The 20188-nt window shown below is 51.0% G+C and carries 17 protein-coding genes and 5 pseudogenes; 12 read left to right on the top strand and 10 right to left on the bottom strand.

Annotated elements, in window-relative coordinates; translation table 11 throughout:
• Positions 1-185: 185 nt before the first annotated feature.
• From C2U43_RS28985 to C2U43_RS28975, 3 genes and pseudogenes are all read left to right on the top strand, one after another.
• A pseudogene (locus tag C2U43_RS28985) lies at positions 186-404 on the top strand (glycerol dehydrogenase); the annotation flags it as partial.
• A gap of 328 nt (positions 405-732) precedes the next feature.
• Complete coding sequence (locus C2U43_RS28980) at positions 733-2124, top strand: NAD-dependent succinate-semialdehyde dehydrogenase (protein ID WP_023205627.1); 1392 nt, start codon at positions 733-735, stop codon at positions 2122-2124.
• 98 nt (positions 2125-2222) lie between these two features.
• Positions 2223-3191, top strand: a complete 969-nt coding sequence (locus tag C2U43_RS28975; protein ID WP_077255001.1) for an IS5 family transposase — start codon at positions 2223-2225, stop codon at positions 3189-3191.
• A 261-nt stretch (positions 3192-3452) separates the two neighbouring features.
• On the opposite strand, the gene C2U43_RS28965 is transcribed toward C2U43_RS28975, so the two are convergent.
• The gene (locus C2U43_RS28965; protein ID WP_040113342.1) at positions 3453-4250 is read right to left on the bottom strand and encodes a (S)-acetoin forming diacetyl reductase; all 798 of its coding nucleotides are present in this window, start codon (positions 4248-4250) and stop codon (positions 3453-3455) included.
• Between the two features lie 161 nt (positions 4251-4411).
• Here C2U43_RS28965 and C2U43_RS28960 point away from each other — a divergent pair, with 161 nt between their 5' ends.
• Together C2U43_RS28960 and C2U43_RS28955 are read left to right on the top strand one after the other, a co-directional pair.
• Positions 4412-5380 (top strand): IS5 family transposase, encoded by a 969-nt coding sequence (locus C2U43_RS28960; RefSeq protein ID WP_000654811.1) that lies wholly within the window; start codon positions 4412-4414, stop codon positions 5378-5380.
• A 203-nt stretch (positions 5381-5583) separates the two neighbouring features.
• Entirely contained in the window at positions 5584-6513 is a 930-nt protein-coding gene (locus C2U43_RS28955; RefSeq protein ID WP_040113343.1) for an Rpn family recombination-promoting nuclease/putative transposase, read from the top strand.
• On the opposite strand, the pseudogene C2U43_RS29990 reads toward C2U43_RS28955, so the two are convergent.
• A pseudogene (locus C2U43_RS29990) lies at positions 6510-6742 on the bottom strand (DUF2913 family protein); the annotation flags it as partial. The gene C2U43_RS28955 and the pseudogene C2U43_RS29990 sit on opposite strands and share 4 nt — an antisense overlap.
• A 160-nt stretch (positions 6743-6902) precedes the next feature.
• On the opposite strand from C2U43_RS29990, the gene C2U43_RS28940 reads away from it, so the two are divergent.
• Positions 6903-7600, top strand: a protein-coding gene (locus C2U43_RS28940) for an IS1 family transposase (RefSeq protein ID WP_223852547.1) whose coding sequence is annotated in 2 segments (ribosomal slippage) — positions 6903-7152 and positions 7152-7600 — 699 coding nt in all. Because the reading frame shifts where the segments join, the coding sequence is not laid out codon by codon here.
• 212 nt (positions 7601-7812) lie between these two features.
• Here the strand turns inward: C2U43_RS28940 and C2U43_RS28935 are convergent.
• The 7 genes and pseudogenes from C2U43_RS28935 to C2U43_RS29530 form a co-directional block, all read right to left on the bottom strand.
• Complete coding sequence (locus tag C2U43_RS28935) at positions 7813-8814, bottom strand: NAD(P)H-quinone oxidoreductase (protein ID WP_000903281.1); 1002 nt, start codon at positions 8812-8814, stop codon at positions 7813-7815.
• 124 nt (positions 8815-8938) lie between these two features.
• Positions 8939-9415 (bottom strand): annotated as a pseudogene (locus C2U43_RS28930) (IS3 family transposase); the annotation flags it as partial.
• Between the two features lie 80 nt (positions 9416-9495).
• On the bottom strand, positions 9496-11004 hold the full coding sequence (gene ltrA, locus C2U43_RS28925) for a group II intron reverse transcriptase/maturase (RefSeq protein WP_001189111.1): 1509 nt from the start codon (positions 11002-11004) through the stop codon (positions 9496-9498).
• 672 nt (positions 11005-11676) lie between these two features.
• Positions 11677-12105: pseudogene (locus C2U43_RS28915) on the bottom strand (IS3 family transposase); the annotation flags it as partial.
• Between the two features lie 9 nt (positions 12106-12114).
• Positions 12115-13266: an IS30-like element IS30 family transposase gene (locus C2U43_RS28910; protein ID WP_001254932.1), complete on the bottom strand. Its 1152-nt coding sequence runs from the start codon at positions 13264-13266 to the stop codon at positions 12115-12117.
• A 64-nt stretch (positions 13267-13330) separates the two neighbouring features.
• Positions 13331-13579: pseudogene (locus C2U43_RS28905) on the bottom strand (transposase); the annotation flags it as partial.
• Positions 13580-13639: 60 nt separating this feature from the next.
• Positions 13640-13792: a tRNA (adenosine(37)-N6)-threonylcarbamoyltransferase complex ATPase subunit type 1 TsaE gene (locus tag C2U43_RS29530; protein WP_139156019.1), complete on the bottom strand. Its 153-nt coding sequence runs from the start codon at positions 13790-13792 to the stop codon at positions 13640-13642.
• A gap of 858 nt (positions 13793-14650) precedes the next feature.
• Here C2U43_RS29530 and C2U43_RS28900 point away from each other — a divergent pair.
• Positions 14651-14947 carry a helix-turn-helix transcriptional regulator gene (locus C2U43_RS28900; RefSeq protein ID WP_017384073.1) on the top strand — a complete coding sequence of 99 codons (297 nt, stop codon included), beginning with the start codon at positions 14651-14653 and terminating at the stop codon, positions 14945-14947.
• Between the two features lie 423 nt (positions 14948-15370).
• Complete coding sequence (gene acuR / locus C2U43_RS28895) at positions 15371-16027, top strand: acrylate utilization transcriptional regulator AcuR (protein ID WP_023280966.1); 657 nt, start codon at positions 15371-15373, stop codon at positions 16025-16027.
• Positions 16028-16089: 62 nt separating this feature from the next.
• Here acuR and acuI read toward each other — a convergent pair whose 3' ends face one another.
• Positions 16090-17073 (bottom strand): acrylyl-CoA reductase (NADPH), encoded by a 984-nt coding sequence (gene acuI / locus C2U43_RS28890; protein WP_023280857.1) that lies wholly within the window; start codon positions 17071-17073, stop codon positions 16090-16092.
• Positions 17074-17473: 400 nt separating this feature from the next.
• On the opposite strand from acuI, the gene C2U43_RS28880 reads away from it, so the two are divergent.
• The 4 genes from C2U43_RS28880 (at position 17474) to C2U43_RS28865 (ending at position 20146) form a co-directional block, all read left to right on the top strand.
• A protein-coding gene (locus tag C2U43_RS28880; RefSeq protein ID WP_223195083.1) for an IS1 family transposase occupies positions 17474-18171 on the top strand; the annotation gives its coding sequence in 2 pieces (ribosomal slippage) (positions 17474-17723 and positions 17723-18171; 699 coding nt in all).
• 113 nt (positions 18172-18284) lie between these two features.
• A complete protein-coding gene (gene frmR, locus C2U43_RS28875; protein ID WP_017384071.1) occupies positions 18285-18560 on the top strand; it encodes a formaldehyde-responsive transcriptional repressor FrmR in 276 nt (91 codons plus the stop codon).
• A gap of 34 nt (positions 18561-18594) precedes the next feature.
• On the top strand, positions 18595-19704 hold the full coding sequence (gene frmA, locus C2U43_RS28870) for an S-(hydroxymethyl)glutathione dehydrogenase (protein WP_017384070.1): 1110 nt from the start codon (positions 18595-18597) through the stop codon (positions 19702-19704).
• Between the two features lie 43 nt (positions 19705-19747).
• Positions 19748-20146: a VOC family protein gene (locus C2U43_RS28865; protein WP_012561111.1), complete on the top strand. Its 399-nt coding sequence runs from the start codon at positions 19748-19750 to the stop codon at positions 20144-20146.
• The last annotated feature ends 42 nt before the right edge of the window (positions 20147-20188 follow it).

The raw sequence follows: 20188 nt of genomic DNA, 5'->3' as shown, positions 1-20188 counted from the left end.
ACGAAGGAGGATCTCACGAGCGTCTTTCATCAGGGTCCGAATCACTAGCGATTCAGCATGACCGTTTATAGTAGCGCAGTCTTATCCCTTGCCTTTCATTGATGAACAGACAGAAATTAAAAACCGGCGTTGACTGTTCGGGGAAGCCCTTATAGTACAATAATTCTCTATATCCAAACTGACCCCATGTTGTCCGCATCATTAAAACCGCGGGTTTGCCGCTGACTCTGGCAGATATGGGGCTGAAACAATTCCGTGAGGAGGAGTGGCGTAAAGTTGCCGAAATCGCCTGCGCCGAAGGCGATACCATGGGCAATATGCCTATGGCGGTCAGTGCCGATGATGTCTATCAGGCAATGATCGCAGCCAATGCCATGGCCGAACGCTATAGCCACCAGAACTGACAAGATACAAAGGATGCAACCTCTCTCCCGAAAGCGAGGGGTTGCATCTTCCCTTGCGCAAGATCAAAACGATAAGTTACATTTTTGTTGGTCAATGCTGTTTTTAAGTTTTTTAAAAACAAAGAATTAACAAAAAAGGATTAAAAATCACCGAGACGGCTGCCGCGATCAAGATCACACAAATGTCGCCATTTAAAGCGTAGAAAGGTTTGAGCTTTTTCTTGCCACTCGCCTCTGGGGGGCAAAACCCACGATAACTTCAAACATTTTCACCCGATGCCAGGAGTTGGCATCAATACCCTATTACTTGCAACGCTGGGAGGAACACATGACATATGCAACGATCAATCCCTTCACGGGAGAGCTCATCAAAGAATTTCCCAATGCCACTGATGCCGAAGTCACAGAGGCAATTGAATCGGCCCACCAGGCCTTTTTGAGTTGGCGCAATACCTCTTTTGCCAACAAGGCTGAAATACTCAATCGGGCTGCAGCCCTGCTCAGAGACAGCAAGCGCCGCTATGCAGAGCTGCTGACCCTAGAGATGGGTAAAGTCATTGGAGAGGCCGAGGCCGAAGTAGAACTGTCGGCGCAGATCCTCGAATACTATGCCGAGCATGCCGAGAGACTGCTGGCACCGCAGAAACTGCCTGTGGCCGATCCCGCCGAAGGGGAAGCGCTGCTGGTCAATGAACCTCTTGGGGTCTTGCTGGCCATTGAACCCTGGAACTTCCCCTATTACCAGATAGCCAGGATCTTGGCTCCGCAACTTTCTGCCGGCAACACCCTGCTGCTGAAACACGCTTCCAATGTGCCTCAGTGCGCCGCCGCTTTTGAGAGCCTGATGCGGGATGCCGGACTGCCACAGGGCGCCTTCCAGAACCTGTATGCTACCCGGGATCAAGTCGAGCAGATCATCAACTCACCCAAGGTACATGGCGTGGCTCTGACCGGCTCTGAAGGTGCAGGCGCCGTTATTGCCTCTCAGGCCGGTAAGGCGCTGAAAAAATCCACTCTGGAGCTGGGCGGCTCTGACGCCTTTATCGTGCTGGAAGATGCCGAGCTTGAGAAAACCATAGATTGGGCGGTATTCGGCCGTCACTGGAATGCCGGTCAGGTATGTGTTTCATCCAAACGGATGATCCTGGTGGAAGCCATTTATGACAAGTTTATGGAAGGCTATACCAAAGGCGTAGCCGCGCTTAAAGCCGGTGACCCTATGGATCCGAACACGACTCTGGCGCCCCTGTCTTCCCAGGGTGCTGCCGATGAAGTGAAGCAGAAAATTCGTGAAGCGGTTGAGCATGGTGCCACAGCTACCGAAGTTGGTCCCAAAGTGCCGGAGCAAGGCGCTTTTGTACAGCCGACCATACTTACCAATGTGACCCCGGACAACCCGGCTTACTATTGGGAGTTCTTCGGCCCTGTCTCCATGATCCTCAAGGCAAAGGATGAACAGGAAGCGATTGCCATTGCCAACGATTCGCCCTTCGGCCTCGGTGGCTCTGTGTTCACCGCCGATGAACAGCGCGGTCTGGCGGTAGCCAAGCAAGTCTCTACCGGGATGATGTTCGTCAACCACCCCACCATGGTTAAGGCTGATTTGCCCTTTGGCGGCATCCGCCGCTCCGGCTATGGTCGTGAACTGATCGACTTAGGCCTGAAAGAGTTCGTCAACCACAAGTTGATCAACGTGGTGGATATCAACGCTCCCTTCTGATCGCGCTTGAAGCATATTTAGTTCGATAAAGACCCGAGCACCTGGCCGGGTCTTTTATCGCCACAGGGCTTTGTTGAATAAATCGAACTTTTGCTGAGTTGAAGGATCAGATCACGCATCCTCCCGACAACACAGACCATTCCGTGGCAAAGCAAAAGTTCAGAATCACCAACTGGTCCACCTACAACAAAGCTCTCATCAACCGTGGCTCCCTCACTTTCTGGCTGGATGATGAGGCGATTCAGGCCTGGTATGAGTCGGCAACGCCTTCATCACGAGGAAGGCCCCAGCGCTATTCTGATCTCGCCATCACCACCGTTCTGGTGATTAAACGCGTATTCCGGCTGACCCTGCGGGCTGCGCAGGGTTTTATTGATTCCATTTTTGCCCTGATGAACGTTCCGTTGCGCTGCCCGGATTACACCAGTGTCAGTAAGCGGGCAAAGTCGGTTAATGTCAGTTTCAAAACGTCCACCCGGGGTGAAATCGCACACCTGGTGATTGATTCCACCGGGCTGAAGGTCTTTGGTGAAGGCGAATGGAAAGTCAGAAAGCACGGCAAAGAGCGCCGTCGTATCTGGCGAAAGTTGCATCTTGCTGTTGACAGCAACACACATGAAGTTGTCTGTGCAGACCTGTCGCTGAATAACGTCACGGACTCAGAAGCCTTCCCGGGCCTTATCCGGCAGACTCACAGAAAAATCAGGGCAGCCGCGGCAGACGGGGCTTACGATACCCGGCTCTGTCACGATGAACTGCGCCGCAAAAAAATCAGCACGCTTATTCCTCCCCGAAAAGGAGCAGGTTACTGGCCCGGTGAGTACGCAGACCGCAACCGTGCCGTTGCTAATCAGCGGCTGAGCGGAAGCAATGCACGGTGGAAATGGACAACGGAATATAACCGTCGCTCGATAGCGGAAACGGCAATGTACAGAATGAAGCAGTTGTTGGGAGATTCACTGACGCTGCGTGACTACGATGGTCAGGTAGCGGAAGCTATGGCCATGGTGCGTGCGTTGAACAGGATGACAAAGGCTGGGATGCCAGAAAGCGTGCGTATTGCCTGAAAATCCAGCCAGCTACAGGGTCGTTCGCAAGAAATCTTATTTATTCAACAAAGCCGCACTGGAACTGACAGAAGAACAAAGGCGTTTTCTGAATAGTATGCTCGATGAGGCTGAGGATTGTTCTGGGGATGAGCAGTAATTGTCAGTGTACTTTTATAAAAACACTCCTCTGGTTTCTGAAGTCTGTACTGACCGAAAGAGTAAGTGTGCTTCTAAAAGCACACTATGATATTCCAATCAACCAGGGCGTATAGATGCTGATCAGTTAAATACCATCCCACCATCAATAATGAGTGCCTGACCTGTCATATAATCTGAATCCACACCGGCCAGATAGGAAACACATGCCGCAACATCCTCTGATTCAGAAATGCGTCCGAGGGCAACATTTTTCGCCCACTGCTGAAGGCCCCATTCCAGAGACTGGCCATTTTCATCTGCGACTTTTTGTGCGATACCATTCATCATAGGGGTGCGAACAATTCCCGGGCAATACGCGTTCACAGTAATCCCAAATTTCGCCAGATCTTTTGCAGCTGTCTGAGTTATACCGCGAACAGCAAACTTTGTAGCGCCGTAGACGGCCAGATCAGGGTTACCCACTTGGCCTGCCTGCGATGAGGCGTTGATTATCTTACCGATAATGTCCCCCGTTTTTGCCGGAGTACGCTGCTTAAAGTACTTCACAGCGGCCTGAATACCCCAGTACACACCTCCTACGTTAACATCAAAGACTTTACGGTAAATTTCTGGAGTAATTTCCTCAATTGGTGTCGTTGGGCCAAGACCGGCATTATTAACCATAACATCCAGGCGGCCAAACTTTGCAACGACTTTATCCACTGCTGCAAAAACTTGTTCGCGATCTGCGACATCCGCAGCTACTGCCAGTGCCTCGCCACCCATTTCTTCAATAAGCCTCACCGTTTCATGTGCCGTTTCGCCATTGAAGTCCAGACTACCGATACGAAATCCATCTTTCGCCAGACGGAGAGCGATTGCTTTACCAATTCCCTGCCCCGCACCAGTAACAACAGCTACTTTATGTTCTGTACTCATCGTTTCTCTCTTTGAACTCGTTTCAGATATACCGAATTCATAGTAGTCCAATATCACTATATGCACATTAGCTTTTATTATCAGTGCACAGTTTTTTTCGATTAGAAACATATCACCTAATATATACATGGCTTTGTTGAATAAATCGAACTTTTGCTGAGTTGAAGGATCAGATCACGCATCCTCCCGACAACACAGACCATTCCGTGGCAAAGCAAAAGTTCAGAATCACCAACTGGTCCACCTACAACAAAGCTCTCATCAACCGTGGCTCCCTCACTTTCTGGCTGGATGATGAGGCGATTCAGGCCTGGTATGAGTCGGCAACGCCTTCATCACGAGGAAGGCCCCAGCGCTATTCTGATCTCGCCATCACCACCGTTCTGGTGATTAAACGCGTATTCCGGCTGACCCTGCGGGCTGCGCAGGGTTTTATTGATTCCATTTTTGCCCTGATGAACGTTCCGTTGCGCTGCCCGGATTACACCAGTGTCAGTAAGCGGGCAAAGTCGGTTAATGTCAGTTTCAAAACGTCCACCCGGGGTGAAATCGCACACCTGGTGATTGATTCCACCGGGCTGAAGGTCTTTGGTGAAGGCGAATGGAAAGTCAGAAAGCACGGCAAAGAGCGCCGTCGTATCTGGCGAAAGTTGCATCTTGCTGTTGACAGCAACACACATGAAGTTGTCTGTGCAGACCTGTCGCTGAATAACGTCACGGACTCAGAAGCCTTCCCGGGCCTTATCCGGCAGACTCACAGAAAAATCAGGGCAGCCGCGGCAGACGGGGCTTACGATACCCGGCTCTGTCACGATGAACTGCGCCGCAAAAAAATCAGCGCGCTTATTCCTCCCCGAAAAGGAGCAGGTTACTGGCCCGGTGAGTACGCAGACCGCAACCGTGCCGTTGCTAATCAGCGGCTGAGCGGAAGCAATGCACGGTGGAAATGGACAACGGAATATAACCGTCGCTCGATAGCGGAAACGGCAATGTACAGAATGAAGCAGTTGTTGGGAGATTCACTGACGCTGCGTGACTACGATGGTCAGGTAGCGGAAGCTATGGCCATGGTGCGTGCGTTGAACAGGATGACAAAGGCTGGGATGCCAGAAAGCGTGCGTATTGCCTGAAAATCCAGCCAGCTACAGGGTCGTTCGCAAGAAATCTTATTTATTCAACAAAGCCTAATTGATGATGAGTAAAGATGGTTTAGGGAGGGGACCGAACCACCCCGGAACGGCCCCCTGAAGGAATGGCAATTCCGTTCACCGCCAATATTAGCTTTTTCCAGGCTGTGATAACATCTCCGGGTCATTTTTCAGAGCCAGGGCAGATGAAGAAGAAAAACAGCACACCCACTCCTCACGATGCCACGTTCAGGCAGTTCCTGACGCAACCGGATATTGCCCGGGATTTCATGGAAATCCACCTGCCTGCAGAGCTGCGAGCAGTCTGCGATCTCAGCACGCTGAAACTGGAATCAGGCTCGTTCGTTGAGGATGATCTCCGCCAGTATTTCAGCGACGTCCTCTATAGCCTGAAAACTACAGCCGGCGACGGCTATATTCATGTTCTGGTCGAGCACCAGTCAACGCCGGACAAACATATGGCTTTCCGCCTCATACGCTATGCGGTAGCCGCCATGCAGCGCCACCTGGAGGCAGGGCATAAAAAACTGCCACTGGTGATACCGGTGCTGTTCTATACGGGTAAGCGCAGCCCGTATCCGTACTCTACTCGTTGGCTGGATGAATTTGACGCTCCCGAGCTGGCAGGCAAACTCTACAGCAACGCTTTCCCGCTGGTAGACGTTACGATCATTCCGGATGATGAAATCGCTGGCCATCGCAGCATGGCCGCCCTGACTTTACTGCAAAAGCATATTCACCAGCGGGACCTGGCAGAACTGGTCGACCGGCTGGCACCCATCTTGCTGGCGGGATACTTGTCTTCATCGCAGGTGATATCGCTGGTACACTATATAGTGCAGGCAGGCGAAACATCCGACGCCGAAGCCTTTGTACGCGAACTGGCACAGCGTGTGCCGCAACACGGAGACGCACTTATGACCATCGCACAACAGCTTGAACAGAAGGGCATCGAGAAGGGGATTCAGCTCGGTGAACAACGCGGCATTGAAAAAGGCGAGCGCGAAGCCACCCTTAAAATTGCACGAACCATGCTCCAGAACGGCATTGACCGCAATACCGTCATAAAAATGACTGGTCTGACTGAAGACGACCTGGCGCAGATCCGCCACTAATCACCCTTTCCTGGCACTCCCTGTCTGGTCATCAGCGAATACTGGTGGGGCAGGGAGTCACCAGACTCAAGTTCAGCCAGCCACAGCGATTAAACAGCTTCATCACCTCGCCACATTCCCCCGTCAGACACGCTGTCAACGGATTTATCTGTAAAGCGACATAGAGATTGGCTCGTAAGAGATAAATGCCGTTCACACCCGCACTGAGCGCCACAGCATTCCGACCGGCCCCCAGTTAGCAGCTTCTCAGTCGGGCACAATCCAGTAAAAAAGCGATGAGTCATCGATGGAGATACAGGCTAGAAAAGTGCGGTTCTGGCTTGTTCATATCCCGGGTGATGCTGCCAACTTACTGATTTAGTGTATGATGGTGTTTTTGAGGTGCTCCAGTGGCTTCTGTTTCTATCAGCTGTCCCTCCTGTTCAGCTACTGACGGGGTGGTGCGTAACGGCAAAAGCACCGCCGGACATCAGCGCTATCTCTGCTCTCACTGCCGTAAAACATGGCAACTGCAGTTCACTTACACCGCTTCTCAACCCGGTACGCACCAGAAAATCATTGATATGGCCATGAATGGCGTTGGATGCCGGGCAACCGCCCGCATTATGGGCGTTGGCCTCAACACGATTTTCCGCCATTTAAAAAACTCAGGCCGCAGTCGGTAACCTCGCGCATACAGCCGGGCAGTGACGTCATCGTCTGCGCGGAAATGGACGAACAGTGGGGATACGTCGGGGCTAAATCGCGCCAGCGCTGGCTGTTTTACGCGTATGACAGGCTCCGGAAGACGGTTGTGGCGCACGTATTCGGTGAACGCACTCTGGCCACACTGGAGCGTCTTCTGAGCCTGCTGTCGGCCTTTGAGGTCGTGGTATGGATGACGGATGGCTGGCCGCTGTATGAATCCCGCCTGAAGGGAAAGCTGCACGTAATCAGCAAGCGATATACGCAGCGAATTGAGCGGCATAACCTGAATCTGAGGCAGCACCTGGCACGGCTGGGACGGAAGTCGCTGTCGTTCTCAAAATCGGTGGAGCTGCATGACAAAGTCATCGGGCATTATCTGAACATAAAACACCATCAATAAGTTGGAGTCATTACCGCGAATGTGTTAGACTGTGTCCACCATAGAAAAGCCAGAAAACGAAATCAGATATTTTAGTCGCCACATATCGTGTCCTGTGATATTTGATTACTATCACCCGATAAGCGTATTAATAAATGCTGGCTCAACATTGGTGGATATTTAAATGGTCATATTCCTGATGACCTAACGTGGGAGTTGTGTCGGGCTTAAAGCTAATTCACCGTAAGAACAATTTTCCCAACATGCTTGCCGGACTCCATCAATGCATGCGCGCGTGCTGCTTCGCGTAACGGGAATGTGCTGTGAATCATGGGATGGCAACGACCTGCATTGAGAATCGGCCAGATATTTTTAAGCAAGTCGTTGGCAATTTCGGCTTTTTCGACCGAAGTTCGTGCTCGCATCGTTGAACCCGTGACAACCGCTCGCTTCAACGCGAGTTCTTGCAGATCCACTTGTTCTGCGAAAGCTCCGCCAAGGAAGCCAATGATTACCAGCCGGCCATCCATTCCTAAACTCCTCATATTTCGGGAGAAATAGGATGCACCCATTATATCGAGAATGATATCAACGCCACGGCCATCCGTTTGCTTCAAAATGAAATCAGAAAAATCAGTTGTCCGGTAGTTGACTGGCGTAGCGCCAAGCTCTGCGATCACATCGCATTTATCATCTGATCCAGCCGTCGCATATGCCTCGATACCGATTTCGCGGCATAGCATCAACGCGGTTGTGCCGATACCACTTGTTCCCCCATGAATCAGAACACTCTGACCCTGTGTTGCGCCACCAATCTTGAACAAGTTTGCCCAGACGGTGAACAGAGTCTCAGGAAGTGCCGCCGCTGCTATCATTGACATGCTGTCTGGCACCGGCAGTGTCTGGCTTTCCGGCACGATGCAATACTCACCATAACCACCGCCATTCGTCAGAGCACAGACTCGGTCACCAATCTTTACGCCCGTGACGCCTTCACCAATTGATGAAACCGTTCCAGCGACCTCAAGACCAGGAATAGGGGTTACGTCGTCAGGCATAGGGTAATGACCCTGGCGTTGAATGACGTCAGGACGATTAACACCTGCGGCCTTGACGCGAACCAAAATTTCCCCAGCCTTTGGCACCGGAATCGTTGTCTGAACGGGCGTTAAAACCTCTGGCCCGCCAGGCTCAGAGATTTCAATGACAGTCATTTTATTCGCAGTATGTAACATGAACGTAAGTCCTTATGATTTTGTTTTTCGTTGAATTTCCCAACTACACTGTGTCTCATCACTAGCCACTTTTCTGTACGTTGCAGCACGTACCCTCTTCTAGGGGTGAATCGCCACGGATAATCTAGACACTTCCGAGCCGTTGATAATACTGGTTTTCATATTCTGTCGGTGACATCTGATCGCTAGAACCATGCCGACGCTTACTGTTATAAAACATTTCGATGTAATCAAAAATATCGCTGCGGGCTTCTTCCCGCGTTCCGTAGATCTTTTTCTTTATCCGTTCGCGTTTCAACAACTGGAAAAAGCTTTCTGCAACCGCATTATCATGGCAGTTACCGCGACGGCTCATGCTGCCCTCCAGGCCGTGTGATTTCAGGAACGACTGCCACTCATGGCTTGTGTACTGACTGCCCTGATCCGAATGAACCAGCACCTGTTTTTGGGGATTACGCCGCCATACAGCCATCAGCAGTGCGTTCAGGACAATGTCCTTTGTCATCCGGGATTGCATGGACCAGCCGATAATTTTGCGTGAGAACAGATCAACAACCACGGCAAGATACAGCCAGCCTTCGTGGGTCCTGAGTAGAGTAAGAGGCAGGGCGTAGTCGGACTATTTCCCTGCCTCTCCTCCCCGAACCGGACGTGCACCTTTCAGCGCATCCGGCTCTCCATTTAAATGCTGGCGAACGCCATTGCCACTTCTGTAAAGCGCGATGTATACGTGTTTCTGGTCTCCGTCCTCAGATAGGGATTACCTTCGGGTAGCCGCCAGCGGAACAGCTTCTTGCCTTGCCCCACCAACCGGTACAGTATTTCGCCGCTGAGCTTGCCGTGATTGGTTTTACCAAATAAAACCCACGTTTTGCTCTGACCCGGTTTCGGTGATTTACACCACCACCTCATCAGGGAAGCGATACCTGTACGGTATTTGCGGGCCAGCCAGTGAGCCAGCTTCCAGAACACGACACGGTCGATATAACTGAAGACTTTGGCCTTAAAATCAACGAACTGATAGAACATGGCCCAGCCTTTCAGTTTTCGGTTGAGTTGTTCAGCCATATCGACTTTGCTTTCACTGTAGTTGCCTGATAACAGTGCTGTCAGCGATGCGGCGAAGTTTCTGGCTTTCTCCTGCGGGATCGTTGAGACCACTCGCATCTCGCCATAACGACTGCGTTTGCGAATGATCCTGTGCCCCAGAAAGATAAAGCCGTCATTAACATGGGTGATTTTAGTCTTATCCATGTTCAGCCTGAGTTTCAGACTGCCTTCGAGCACACCCCGACACTCCTCCCTGATGGCTTCCGCCTGTGCTTTGGTGCCTTTGACGATGAGGACAAAATCATCGGCATAGCGGCAGTACGCCACCGCGGGTTTCCACTGCCAGTTTTCTCTGACCGCCGTACTTCGGCCCCGTTGGATACTGTTATTCCAGTACCACCGATCTTTTCTGGCTTTCCCGCTCAGGTAGCGCTCATGCAGGTATTGATCGAACTCATTCAGCATGATGTTCGATAATAGCGGCGATATAACACCGCCCTGTGGTACACCTTCACTGGCCGCCCGAAAGAGACCGACATCGATATGTCCCGCCTTGATGGTTTTCCACAGCAGAGTCATGAAACGTGCGTCACTGATCCTGCGGCGTACAGCCTTCATCAGCAGTCGATGATGTACGGTGTCGAAGTAACTGGACAGGTCGCCTTCAATCACCCAGCGTCCCCGGGTTTCACCACAGTCTGTGAGCTGTAATTTCACCGTGCGGATCGCGTGGTGGACACTGCGCTCAGGCCGGAAGCCATATGAGAGCGTATGAAAATCACTCTCCCATATCGGCTCCATCGCCATCAGCATGGCCCGCTGAACAATACGATCCCGCAACGCGGGGATACCCAGTGGTCGCAGTTTGCCGTTGCTTTTAGGGATGTAAACCCGTCTGGCGGGCAAGGGCTGGTAGTGGCCTGAGAGTAATTCATCCCTGAGGATTTGCAGCTCAACAGCCAGTCTGGCCTGTAGCATTGTTTTGTTCACGCCATCAACGCCGGGGGTATGGGCCCCCTTTGATGAAAGCGTGATCCGCGCCGCTTCAGCCAGCCATTCTGGTTGTGTTATCAGACGCAGCAGCCGTTGAATCCGTAGGGACGGATCGGTGGCTGCCCATGTGGCAAGCTTGCGTTGCATTTCGCTGATTATCAAAGGTCTTCACCTCGTTAGGTCAGTTAATTCACGTCGCAAACACATTCAAACTGCTTCCCTTCGCCATGTAATGGGCTTTCCCCATCGCGGACTACTACGGAAGCTCCGCCAGCCAGCGCGTCATCGGAGCCATGCCCCCTTAACATCCGTCGCTGACCTTCCCCGGTTTACCTGCCTGGACTCAGGCATACTGAGGAGGCTGCCCGTCGCACTCTTTATCCTTGCTTGCCGCAAGTTGGCAGAAGTCAGCAACGCAAGCGTGATAGACGCTGCTGCCCCGGTGTTTCGCATACATGTCAAAACACCTTCGACCGGCAGTGCTTACGTATCACTGCCAGTTCCTCCTGCACGGCCTGTCAGATCACGTAGGCCGTGGTGACGTTTTCAACCCACAGAGGCGGATTAACGGGTTCATGTTCTTCAGCCTTTCAGTACTTAACCTTGAGGATCATCTCGGCTTAGTGATCTCGCCTCAATCCCCGTTGTCAGCGGGTTACATCACCCTGCGGGCATGCCGCAGGTCACTGCCGCTCAGGTTCTCCACCGTCACACCCGGTGGGATTGTTGGGTTTCTCATCGTGAGTTACCGGTTCAATATTCCAGACAGACTCGCGGTTCATTTAAGCATCCATGCCCGCCCTGAACTCCGGGCACACTGTAGGTTATGTCCGTTACCCAACGCTCATCCGGAGCATCCGGATTGAACTGTCGCTGGAGCCTGTTGGGCGACACGATACTGGCCTCGCCTTTACGTGCCCGCGGGCTCCGGTATCCGACCTGAGCCTTTATCCCGACACGTTTCATCAGTCGCCAGACCCGGTTCACTCCGCACTGTTGCCCGCTGTCCCGCAGATCCAGATGGATTTTGCGATAACCATAAACGCATCCCGATTCCAGCCAGAACTGTTTAATCTGTCCTGTCAGTCTCAGGTCTGCCTGATGGCGTTGTGAATGCGGCTGCTGAAGCCAGGCGTAAAAACCACTGGGATGAACATCCAGCACCCGACAGAGCAGGCGAACAGGCCAGCAACAGGTGTTGTCACGGATAAAGGCGTACCTCAGTCGGACAGCTTTGCGAAGTACGCCGCTGTAGATTCAATCTGTCAATGCAACACCCCTTTCAATTATCTCTTTCGGTGTTTTGAACTTCAGTGTCTTTCTCGGTCTGTTGTTTAGCTGAGCAGCAACCAGATCTAGTTCATGTTGAGTATATTGGGCAAGACATGTCTTTTTAGGAAAATACTGCCGAATTAGCCCATTTGTGTTCTCATTTGTTCCCCGCTGCCAAGGACTCTGAGGATCGCAGAAGTAAACTTTAACGCCGGTGCTGACAGTAAATTCTAGATGTCTGGCCAGTTCCATTCCTCTGTCCCATGTCAGTGATTTTCTGAGTTCTGACGGTAAACTCAGGAATTTGTCGGTAAGAGCCTGATTTACTGAGACAGAATCTTTGCCCCTGAGTCTAAGGATGATCGTATAACGTGATTTTCGGTCTACAAGTGTGGCTATATGGGAGTTTTTTGTACCTGAGACTAAATCGCCCTCCCAATGCCCCAGAGAGCGTCTGTTATCGATATTTCGGGAACGTTCGTGAATTGGTGTTCCGTTCACTATGTTAATCGTACCTCTTTCGCCTTTGCGGGTATGACGCCTGCCATGGCGAAGGCTATGCGACCGTCGCAGATGCTGTATATTCAGGTGGTGTAGCGCTTCACGGCTACGAAAGTACAGCGTTTTATAAATTGTCTCAGGTGATATTCGCAGCGTTTTTTGACGTGGTTTTGTTCGCCTTAACCATCCTGATATTTGCTCTGGAGACCATTTCATCTCCAGCTTTTCCAGAACAAGCTTTCGCAATGGTAAATTTTGATCCAGTAAGCACGGTTTTGGCCTTTTCGCCATTCTGTTGGCTCGGTTATTAGCATCAACAGCTTTGTAATAGCGTCTGCCCCGATTACGCTGAACTTCACGTGAGATCGTCGAAGGACTGCGATTCAGCGCAGTAGCTATCGCACGAATGCTCATTTTGGCTGACAAACCAGCTCGTATCTCCTCGCGCTCAGACAGTGTCAGGTGAGCTACAGCCCGCTTACGCTCATGGGGTTTTATGCCGCCAGTATCCCTTAACATAGTGAAGATCGTTCCGGGTTTTGAACCCAGGATATTCGCTATTTCACTGAAGCCTGTTCCGTTCTTCCATAGTTCAAAAACAGAGGCTTTTTCCTCTGCTGTAAATGTTCGTCTCATTCAAAAAACCTCCGCAACCCCATGTTTTCACATAACTGTTGCGTTGACCAATTGAATCTACAGCGGCTTTTTTTAATATGTCCCGTTCGTCGGTAACCCGCTTCAGCTCTTTCTGGAGACGGCGGATCTCGGCCTGAGCATCTGACTGTTCTTTATTAGTGGAAGGATCCGGACCGTACTTCTTTATCCAGGCGTAAAGGCTGTGGGTGGTGATATCGAGACGTGTTGCAACGCTGGCAACAGAATAACCGCGATCAACAACCTGTTTGACTGCTTCAGTTTTAAACTCTTCGGGATAACGCTTACCGCTCATGGGCACCTCTCTTTAAGCCATCTTAAATGACTCTGAGGTGTCTGTTAAACCTGTGGCGATTCACTTACCTGAACCCAGCTCACCTTCCAGACCAATAATATTGACATCAGGTGTCCTGATGATCTGAGCCACATTCTCTGCAACTTTTTCATGACTGCTGCCTCTAAACATATCCTGGTCAGCGGGTGATTCCGTCTGCAATCGTAGAGTCATTCAGCAATTTCCTTCGTTATAACGTAAGATTCTTTCACTATTAGACACAGTACAGAGCCCACAGCAACCAAATGACTGCAGCCGGGGCAGTTTAGTTTTAAGCATGCATAAGCCGATTTCGATGGAATCCCTTTCACACAATAATATTGAATTGAAGCAATGAAAACATTAATGTGTTTGTTGTGACTAGCTGCAGGGGCCTGGAAGAAATTCCAAAGCCTGACAAACCGGAACAGGGCTTGCTCTGCTCCGGTTTTATCCAGTTCATCTTGAAGCCCTTGTTTTTGTTACATATCCCTGCTCACTCTTTCAGCCATTGTTAAGCTTCTTGTGTGTAATCTGCGAATAATACGGATGCAAAATTGATGCAATGGATTATACATACCTACAGCGCACGTTACGCTGAGCTGAATCGAATTTCAGAGAACGTTCTTCGCTATTACCCTGCCCAGCCAGTTGAACACATTTTATCATCCGGCCCCGAGAGTGACATGTTCTCTGCCTGGTACAGCCTTCATCAGAGTCAAACTAGACGTTATTTACAGGCAAAAGAAGACAGCTACAGAGTTTAAGTCTGACATTATTCGTGGCTGTGTCTGCCTTCGGAGTTTTCAGCTTATCCCGATAACAGCGGTTTTGAAAAATTGACGTTTTTTACACCGGTACATTGCCCGAACGCAATCTCCCCCGTAGCGAAATACCGCCCCGCAGAAAATCGTCCATGCTCGGCATGCCCCTGGAACATCAGCATCTTTTCAATAAAGGTTTTACAGCCTATAGTCTGTATAACACAAAATACACCTTACCTGCTGTATTACAGGGCGGTACTCCCTACTCAGTCTGCGAGGCAGGTCACTTATGAATAATCAGTTCCCGATAAAAACGCTGAACCAGCTCAGACCTGTGCTAATCGGGTTTCGCAAAATCAAGGGCTTCACGCAAAAAGATGTGTCTGAGAGGCTTGGCGTAACGCAGCAAACCTATGCCCGCCTGGAAGCAAACCCTGCTAGCGCCAGTATTGATCGTCTGTACAAGGTATTCAGTATTCTGGGCGTAGAAATAACGCTGTCATCTATTTCCCCTTCACCCTTCATTTCCCACACAGAGATGAGGGGGGCATTTGACAGCACTCCCGCCAGACGGGAGAAATGGTGACTATTAGAAGTTTGCTAGTTTTGTCGAATGACGCCAACTACATGTCCGCATCCATCGAGTAGTGGCTTCAAGCCACGATTGTCACTGCCTCCGCTGCCTTTTTCCAGTAACTCTCTCCTTTTAATTCTAATATTTAGGGGTGTCAACGCAAAGCAGAAACGGCACCTTCTTTGCGAGACAGAAATGACCTGTGATTGCCTGGCCGATTTATGGCAGCTAAGTGCGAGAAGCGGATATAGCGAATTCGCCATTGTACGGGATTAGCAGGTTTACTGAAGCAACCTGCGATGGCGTTATGGCAATAGTCAGTCCCCTGTCCAGTCGGCATAGGTGGCCACCTCGTCACCGCCGGGGATAAACTGATTGAAGCCTCCGCGCAAAATCACTTATTCTTTTCCGTTAATAAAATGCAGGAGCAAAGTCATGACTGGCGAAATTCGTGGGCGAGGCAGGCCACGAAAAACAGAGAGTACCTATACAGATACCCGTAATGACCTGATCCGAAGCGGGCTTGAACTGCTCACGCAGAATGGTTTTCTTTCAACGGGAGTCGATGCCATTGTCAAAAATGCCAGTGTTCCTAAAGGCTCATTTTATTACTATTTCAAGAGCAAAGAAGAGTATGCCCAGACTGTTCTGAGCGCCTATGACAGTTTCTTTGTGCATAAACTCCAAAAACATCTGTATGAATCATCCTTCACACCAATGATGCGTCTGGAAAATTTCATCGACGATGCCTGCGACGGCATTAAAAAGTACAATTTCACCCGGGGCTGTCTGGTTGGCAATATGATGCAGGAGAGTCCGGGTCTTCCACTGTCCTTTATCAAACAGCTCCACGAAATACTTGAGCGCTGGCAGGCGCTTGTGGCGTGCTGTCTGTCCGACGCGTTATCTTCGGGCGAAATCCGTTCCGATATGAATAATACGCAACTGGCGGCCATTTTCTGGAGCAGTTGGGAGGGTGCCGTAATGCGTGCCAAACTTTATTGCTCAACCCAGCCTGTGTACGACTTCTGGAGCTATTTCAAAAAGTCAGTACGCTATCAGCCCTCTAAGGACACGGCTGTTGAAAAGTAAAAAAGGGGCCGCAGCCCCTGATAATAATTATCAAACCCAGGCTGAGCCTGGCTTCCACTTCATTAGCTACACTGAATTACTGCCCGGCCACGAATTCCGCCACTCAGAAGTTTTTCGGCCACATTGATGGCATCACTCAGCGGATAAACGGTGGTCAGGCTATCCAGTCTGGACTCCGGTAAATACTGTACCGCCTGCTGCCAGATCGCCGCTCTTTTTTCCTTCGCGAACATGACACTGTCAATCCCTTTCAGCGTGACGCCACGCAGGATAAACGGAGCCACATTCCCCATTAGTTCCATCCCCTGTGCCATGCCGCAGGCTGCAACAATACTGCCATAACGCACCCCGGCGCATACATTGCAGAGCGTATGGCTACCGACTGTATCAATGGCGGCAGCCCAGCGTTCTTTCTGTAACGGTTTTCCGGGACAGGAGAGCTCGGAACGGTTAATAATCTCGTCCACACCGACCGTTTTATAGAGCCAGGCAGCCTCTTCCGGGCGTCCAGTAGACGCCGTAACGCGGTACCCCATTGATGCAAGGATCATGGCCGCAATGCTCCCGACGCCGCCGCTGGCACCGGTAACAAGTACCGGACCATCTTCAGGCTTAATACCATGATTCAGAAGTGCGTCTACGCACAGCATCGCGGTAAACCCAGCTGTTCCGATTGCCATTACGTGTTTGCCGTTAGCGCCAGCCGGGAGCGGCGTCAGCCAGTCTCCATTTACCCGTGCTTTTTCGGATAGTCCGCCCCAGTGTTTTTCCCCAACACCCCAGCCGGTCAGGAGAACCTTATCTCCGGCCTGATATTCGGGATGTGAACTGGCGGACACTGTACCGGTAAAATCAATGCCGGGCACCATGGGAAAGCGTCGGACGATTGGGCCCCGGCCCGTAATGGCCAGTGCGTCTTTGTAGTTGATGGATGAATAGTCAACATTGACCTCCACATCCCCCTGCGGTAGTTCACTTTCAGCGATTTCAGCAAGTTGCGCACTATAGCGTCCATCTGTTTTGTTGATTAATAAAGATTTAAACACGTTCACCTCGTTTGTCCGGGCGTTTACCGTTCAGTCATTAAGTCGTCAATAAATAATATTGACCGATCGTCTAATAATCAACACTACTATCCCAGTGCTTTGCCAGCATTCAAGAAACATTATTCATTTCATGCACTTAAAGCTGTCTTTTTTGACCGACATCAAACTGTATTCTGGTTTATCTGGTGCAGAGGGAAAATCAGCATCCCTGAAGATACATAGCTAATGCTTCAGAACACGGCTGATGATGCGATAAAACAACCAGGCTTTAATGAGTTAGTCTGAGCGGACCTTCGGCTCAGTAAATAGGTCCGCTCCGTGCCAAGAGCAGACGCTGGTAATTCGGGTAATGGTGCCAACTTACTGATTTAGTGTATGATGGTGTTTTTGAGGTGCTCCAGTGGCTTCTGTTTCTATCAGCTGTCCCTCCTGTTCAGCTACTGAAGGCGTGGTGCGTAACGGTAAAAGTACTGCCGGACATCAGCGCTATCTCTGCTCTCACTGCCGTAAAACATGGCAGCTACAGTTCACTTACACCGTCTCTCAGCCCGGTACACACCAGAAAATTATTGATATGGCCATGAATGGCGTCGGATGTCGCGCCAGTGCACGCATTATGGGCGTTGGCCTCAACACGATTTTACGACACTTAAAAAACTCAGGCCGCAGTCGGTAAACTCACGCATACAACCGGGCAGTGACGTCATTGTTTGCGCGGAAATGGACGAACAGTGGGGTTACGTCGGCGCTAAATCACGCCAGCGCTGGTTGTTTTACGCGTATGACAGGATACGGAGGACGGTTGTGGCGCACGTATTCGGTGAACGCACGTTGGTCACGCTGGAGCGTCTTCTGGGCCTGCTGTCGGCCTTTGAGGTCGTGGTATGGATGACGGATGGCTGGCCGCTTTATGAATCACGCCTGAAGGGAGAACTGCACGTTATCAGCAAGCGATATACGCAGCGCATTGAGCGGCATAACCTGAATCTGAGGCAGCATCTGGCAAGGCTGGGCAGGAAGTCACTGTCGTTCTCAAAATCGGTGGAGCTGCATGACAAAGTCATCGGGCATTATCTGAACATAAAACACTATCAGTAAGTTGGAGTCATTACCGGTGCTCTGATATATTTATTATACTATAGTGGGGTATGTGTTGATCTTAATGTAATACTCCCCTATAGTATAAGAAATACAGAGCAGTGAGGTAAGCAATGCCCAGTACTCCTGAAGAGAAAAAAAAGGTCCTAACCCGGGTTCGCCGTATCCGGGGTCAGATTGATGCTCTGGAAAGAGCACTTGAAAGTGGCGCTGAATGCCGTTCCGTTCTCCAGCAAATCGCCGCCGTCCGGGGCGCCGCTAACGGACTGATGGCAGAGGTGCTGGAGAGCCACATACGGGAAACCTTTGACCAGAATGACAGCTACAGTCATGAAGTCAGTAAATCAGTTGACGATACGATTGAGCTGGTTCGTGCCTATCTTAAATAGGTGAGGCCATTATTACATTGAGGATATATTACGTATGAAATCACGTGCCGCTGTTGCATTTGCACCAGGGAAGCCCCTGGAGATTGTTGAAATTGATGTTGCTCCGCCTAAAAAAGGCGAGGTGCTGATTAAAAACACCCACACAGGTGTCTGCCATACCGATGCCTTTACCCTCTCAGGGAATGACCCTGAGGGCGTTTTCCCGGTGGTTCTCGGCCACGAGGGAGCCGGTATCGTCGTTGAAGTTGGTGAAGGCGTCACCAGTGTGAAGCCGGGTGACCATGTTATTCCGCTCTACACCGCTGAATGCGGGGAGTGTGAATTCTGCCAGTCCGGTAAAACGAACCTCTGTGTATCGGTTCGCGAGACTCAGGGCAAAGGACTGATGCCTGACGGGACCACTCGCTTTTCATACAACGGTCAGCCTCTTTACCACTACATGGGATGTTCCACATTCAGTGAATACACCGTTGTGGCCGAGGTTTCTCTGGCAAAAATTAACCCGGAGGCGAACCATGAACACGTCTGCCTGTTGGGTTGTGGCGTGACTACCGGTATTGGCGCCGTCCATAACACGGCTAAAGTGCAGCCGGGCGATTCAGTTGCCATTTTTGGTCTGGGGGCAATTGGTCTGGCTGCGGTACAGGGGGCCCGTCAGGCAAAAGCGGGACGTATTATCGCTATCGATACTAATCCGACAAAATTTGACCTGGCCCGTCAGTTCGGGGCCACTGACTGCATTAACCCGAATGATTATGACAAACCGATTAAAGATGTTCTGCTGGATATCAACAAGTGGGGTATTGACCATACCTTTGAATGTATCGGTAACGTTAACGTCATGCGTGCAGCGCTGGAAAGTGCTCACCGTGGGTGGGGGCAGTCCGTTGTCATTGGTGTCGCAGGGGCCGGACAGGAGATTTCCACCCGTCCTTTCCAGCTGGTCACCGGGCGCGTATGGAAAGGTTCCGCGTTTGGCGGAGTAAAAGGCCGCACTCAGCTCCCCGGTATGGTCGAGGATGCCATGAAGGGGGATATTGACCTTGAGCCATTTGTAACCCATACGATGACACTGGATGAAATCAATGACGCCTTCGAGCTTATGCATGAAGGCAAATCTATCCGGACAGTGATTCATTACTGATCCCATCAGAATTTTAATCAACTCAAACTGAAGGAAGTGGAAAATGACAACTCCGGTAATTTCTGGTGACGGCATCTTTTCTCATGTGTTCATTGGCGCAGCCGATGTCGAGAAATCCTCCGCATTTTACGATGTCGTCCTGGGCACGCTTGGTATCAATAACCTCGGCCCGTTTGGCAACGGCTGGGTACTCTATGGCCGCGAAAAGCCGGCATTTATCATTGCCCGTCCGGGCAACGGTGAAGCACCTTCCGCTAACGGGGTGACTGTCGGCTTCGCTGCTGCCACCCCGGAAGAGGTTGATGCTTTCCATGCTGCCGGCCTTGCCGCCGGTGGAGCTGATGAAGGTCAACCTGGCCCGCGTGGTCACCTTCCCGGGGCCTATGCTGCCTACCTGCGGGATCCGGCGGGTAACAAAATCACGGCGTATACGTTTATCTGACGTCCGGATTTAAAGATACTTCCCCTGGCTTCGGTCAGGGGA

This window comes from Citrobacter freundii complex sp. CFNIH9 (assembly GCF_002903305.1).
Taxonomy (GTDB): Bacteria; Pseudomonadota; Gammaproteobacteria; order Enterobacterales; family Enterobacteriaceae; genus Citrobacter; species Citrobacter portucalensis.
The sequence above is the reverse complement of the archived record's forward strand: the minus strand, read 5'-3'. Positions and strand labels throughout refer to the sequence as shown.